Origin of the sequence: Trichococcus sp. (assembly GCF_049589555.1) — a bacterium.
Lineage (GTDB): Bacteria > Bacillota > Bacilli > Lactobacillales > Aerococcaceae > Trichococcus.
On sequence record NZ_JBAWAZ010000205.1, the window covers coordinates 1 to 4,696 of the forward strand.

General features: G+C 40.8%; 4 protein-coding genes. All 4 read right to left on the bottom strand.

Annotated features, from left to right (window positions below; genetic code table 11):
- Window positions 1-160 precede the first annotated feature (160 nt).
- Window positions 161-1,015 (bottom strand): creatininase family protein, encoded by an 855-nt coding sequence (locus WBV27_RS07735; RefSeq protein ID WP_424200900.1) that lies wholly within the window; start codon window positions 1,013-1,015, stop codon window positions 161-163.
- 15 nt (window positions 1,016-1,030) lie between these two features.
- Entirely contained in the window at window positions 1,031-2,503 is a 1,473-nt protein-coding gene (locus WBV27_RS07740; protein WP_424200902.1) for an MFS transporter, read from the bottom strand.
- Between the two features lie 252 nt (window positions 2,504-2,755).
- On the bottom strand, window positions 2,756-4,273 hold the full coding sequence (locus tag WBV27_RS07745; protein WP_424200904.1) for an MFS transporter: 1,518 nt from the start codon (window positions 4,271-4,273) through the stop codon (window positions 2,756-2,758).
- Window positions 4,274-4,467: 194 nt separating this feature from the next.
- The coding region (locus WBV27_RS07750; protein ID WP_424200906.1) for a hypothetical protein at window positions 4,468-4,696 on the bottom strand (229 nt) is incomplete at its 5' end.

Consider the following 4,696-nt stretch of genomic DNA (forward strand, 5'->3'; position numbering starts at 1 on the left):
TATCTAAGGAAATGATACCATCGAAAGTAAGCGGTTACAACTTTTTAATTGTTAATACTTTGTGAACGCTTTTTTCTTGAAAAAGTGATCTACACCTGCTTTTGACAATAGATAGACAAAAAACTGCCCCCACATTACGGGGAGCAGTCTGTGAAACTGTTTAAATGTTTTTGTGTCGATTGTAGGCAGCCGGCACGTGTGGGTAACGATCGTAAACCTCTTCAAGATAATCTTCTTGAATCGCCATTTCCTTCAGTAAAGTTGGGAAATCAATTGTATCCACCATCTTATTAAGCAGTACCCGTCCCTCTTCTGCCATGCGGTCTCGCGTTTCAATATCAGGTATAGCAGAGGTTGCCATATGGTCTGAATGTTCCTTGAAATAATAACCTGTTGCTCCAGATTGGAAGGCTTGGGCGCTTAGGTTACCAAAAACCGCTGGTGTCTGGGTAACTGGTTCTGCATAATCAGAAGTCAGCAATATATCATCCAAACGATTACGTAACTTGTAAGCCCCAAGAATCATCTTATCCAAATTGAGCATCATCTCTTTCGGATCTGAAAAGACGCCGGATTTCTGGGCGGTTATCATGCCATCAATATAGAGGATGGCTACCCCTGTTTCATCAAAGAAATCACGCACAACCGGATTGATGGAGATATGGGCTGGGCCGTGCAGGCTGATATAGATCTGCTTTTTGAAGCCTGACCGCAATAAGGACTGTGCCAGACCATGCAGCATATCGGCACTTTCCCTGACGGTCAATTGGATGGTTCCCTTCCCTGAGGCGGTCGCCCCTGAATAAATATAAGGCACATGCGGAAGCACAAGTGTGTTTGTCCTTTCTGCCATCAATAAGGCAATCCCCTCAGCCAAGATGGTTTCGCAATCCAAGGGCAGCCCTCCGTGGAGTTCGGTTGGGCCAAAAGGCACGATGATGACATCGTTTTCCTTTAAGTAAGCCTCCACTTCATCATTGACCAAAACATTCAATAAGTGACTTCTTAATTTCATAAGTGCACCTCGCTATTAATCTTGTGTTTCATCCTGTTTCTGAGCAAATTCCTCAAGTCTTGCCAGACGAGCTGAAGTCATCGCCTCACGTGTTTCATCAGTAATGTTCCAAATGAATTTGAATGAAACCCATGATAATAAAGCACAAACGGCTGGACCAACAAGGTTCATTAGAACTAATCCATCAACAGCTTGAGCTGATTGCGCTTGACCAGCTTGAGCGGCCTGTTGGCTGTAACCAACCCAACCAATCATCAAGACAACAAGGGATTGCGCCAACATTTGGCCAAGACGTCTTGTCAGCGAGAAGTTACCGTAGATGGAACCTTCGGAACGTTTGCCAGTGATGTATTCGTTGTAGTCAATAGATTCTGAAACAAGACCCCATTGAAGTTGAACGGACATCAGCATGAAAGCAATACCGACGCTGGCAGAAACCATGTATAAGAATGGTGGCAAGTCACCCACTAATTTCCAGACGTACAAGCCAATAAAGATAGAGGCACTCAATAGTAAATAAGTACGGATTACTTTAACTGTAGATCCAATGAATTTTACCAAGTATGGAGCGATAAGTAACAGCACTACTGGTAACCCTTGACCGATTAAAGCAGCAGTTCCCATTAAACCAATATCACCAAATACATCGCCATAAATATAAGGAAGCGTTGTATTGAATAAGGTTGAACCGAAAACGATTACAATCGAGTGTAAACAAAGTGACAAGAACGCTTTGTTTTTAGCTAATGTAACAAAAATATCTGTGACTTTTGTCGGTTCTGTTTGTTCTTCTGCGGCAAGTTTCGCTGCAACATTCCGTTCTTCAGTTGCCCAATAGTGGAAGAAGATCAGTGCACCACCTAAGATAGCCGCGAAGATACCTGAAACCATATAACCGGTTGTGTTTTCACCTAAACGCGAAAGAATCACCGGTATAATCATTGAACTGATTAAACCACCGACTGTTGATCCCATACCACGAGCCGAAGATAAAGTAGTTCTTTCTCTATCGTTTAAGGCCATTACCCCAAGAACTGATCCCATGGCAATGTTCATCATAGTGTAACCTAATTCGTAGATAACTTTTAATAGAAAAATAGCTACTAAACGCATCATACCATCAAACATTGAAGGTACAGAGAAGAATGCAATAAGACCGATAACAATCAAAGGAATAGAGCGCAACATCCAAGGACGGAACTTATCTTTTTGGCCATGTGCCTTAGAGAAGGACTTATCCATGATAGTACCCATCATCGGGTCATTGACCATATCCCAAATATTCCAAACGAGCAACAGTATAGATAGCGTTGCAAATGGTATGCCTAATACGTTTGTAAGATAACGGTTCATAAATGTTCCGATCAAGACCAGGGTAGCAACCCCACCGGCATCTCCGGCACCATAACCCAATTTATGCTTCAGGGTTAGACTGCTTTTCATTTCGTTTGCTGAATTTTGCTGCTTGACAATTTTTTCTTCTGCCATCAGATTTTCCTCTTTTCTCTATAATAATTGGAGAACTATTCTATATAGGTTGAATTTATTTTTTTCAAATCAGCTAATTCTCCCACCAAGCATCATGGCATTAAATAAGAGAAGATGACCCCGATAGTTTATCGTCATCATCTTCTCGGGCTACATGATAGAGTTATTTTTGGTGTCTAGTTTAGGCTGACTATCCACGAAATCGCTAACATTATTATTTTTCCTCTTGCTCAAAAATGAAAAGTTTTAGCTTTAGTCATTCATTGCAGGGATTGTATTAGGGATAGCTTGAGGCATTTCTGCATCATCATCGCTTGGATCAGATTGTTTCATTGCTGCAATTTTAATTTGAATGCTTTCCATTGTTTCTTTATTCAATGGGTAGAATTTCATAAACGCTAGAGCAATCAGTGTACCGGCTAAAGGCAAAGCTGCAAGCAATACAATACCAGCCATACGCAATTGTGGCGAAAGTGGCGTGTCAGCCGTTGGAAATACTTTTGCAAAACCTACAGCGGCTAAGACCCAACCAATCGACATTGGCGCGAACGATGATGCGACTGAGTCGGTCAATGAGAACATGGTGCTCAACATTCCGGAAACATAACGTCCGGAAACACTTGTTTCGTAGTCGGAGACATCCGCTGCCATCGTCAAGGCTAAGCCTGTTGGTGTGGATGTAAATCCTTTCGCGCAAGCAAAAATGATCACGAAGGCAACTGTCCATAAGGATGGGTTAGAGAAGCTCAAATCACCTGGGTTCGCAAAGAAAAGCAAGCCGCCTAATAGGATTAATGAAATAACGCCACCTTGCAAATAACGAACATACGAGTAACGCAACCCTCGTTTTTGAGCAATGGTTGCTGCAAAAGTAGTGAACATAAGGTTAGGCAAAATCAGTACTAAAGAGATCGTTCCTGATAGACCAAAGTTACCAAAGATAATACCGAACAGGATCATCAACACAATTTGGTCACCGAACATTGCTGAATTGAACTTCACAAAAGCTGCTGCCATGGTTAACATTTGCAAAGGTTTGTTGCCTTTGACAATTTCCCAGTAATCTTTAAATGATGTTTTAGTCGTTTTTTCACCAATACCAAAGTATTGTTTGTTGTCTTTTTCCGCAATACCGATAACTGCCAAAATTCCGAGGATAGCTGAGATGACCATAACTCCTGGGATAAATACTTTGAAGAATTCCGGAGTAAACCCGCCATATTTTGGCACTAAGAAGTTTGCGACAACAATTTGACCACCAGTAAACAATAAAGTCGTTACCCAACCATCAACGATATTGAAGATGGGACGTTGTTTTGGATCGCTTGTCAATGCTGCTTGACCGGCTTTTGTAACCGTCGCTTGCAAGGAATAACCGATTTTATGCACGACTAACGAAAGTAGGAAAATTGGAATTTTCATTCCATCGCCCAGGCTATGAATATTAAATAATATCAAGAATGAAAGAACAGTAATAATGTTACCTAGAACCATGATGGGACGATATTTGCCGAATTTAGTGTCTGTCTTATCGATCAAAACGCCGATAGCCGGGTCAATAACCCCATCAAAGATACGGATGTACCCCATAATTTGGCTTACGAATAGTGCGGCTAAACCAACAAGACCCGTTGAATAATAGGTGACAAACCCAAAAGCGAACATATAAATATTTGTTGATGAGTTATTCAAAGTGAATAAAACGATCTGCCATAGTTTGGCGCGATTGAGTTTCGTTTCCCCTTGAACCATTGAATCATTTTTTGACATAAAAATCCCCTCCATATTATGAAATCCAGAACTTATTTACCGCTCTTTGTTATCGCATTGTGAAACTCAGTTACCTCAAAAAGAAATCGCAATAACATTAATAAAACCGGGTTGTAAGAACTAAGGAAATAATACCATCCGTGGTAACCGGTTACAACTTTTTTATTGTTAATAATTTGTGAACGCTATCATATTTACTTGAATAAGTGTGCTGTGATGGCATCCGTTAAATTTTCAACCTCCTCTTGAGCATGCTCCTGTGTCCATTTTGATACTCTTCGATGAAGTTTTTTTATATTCGGTATTGACAAATCCGCGTTCAGGATTATTCTTTGGGAAATGTGCAAAAAAAATAAAGAAGATAATCCCGATTGCGTATCGGAATCACCTTCTTTTAGGCTGCATGATGCAGTTTTATTATTT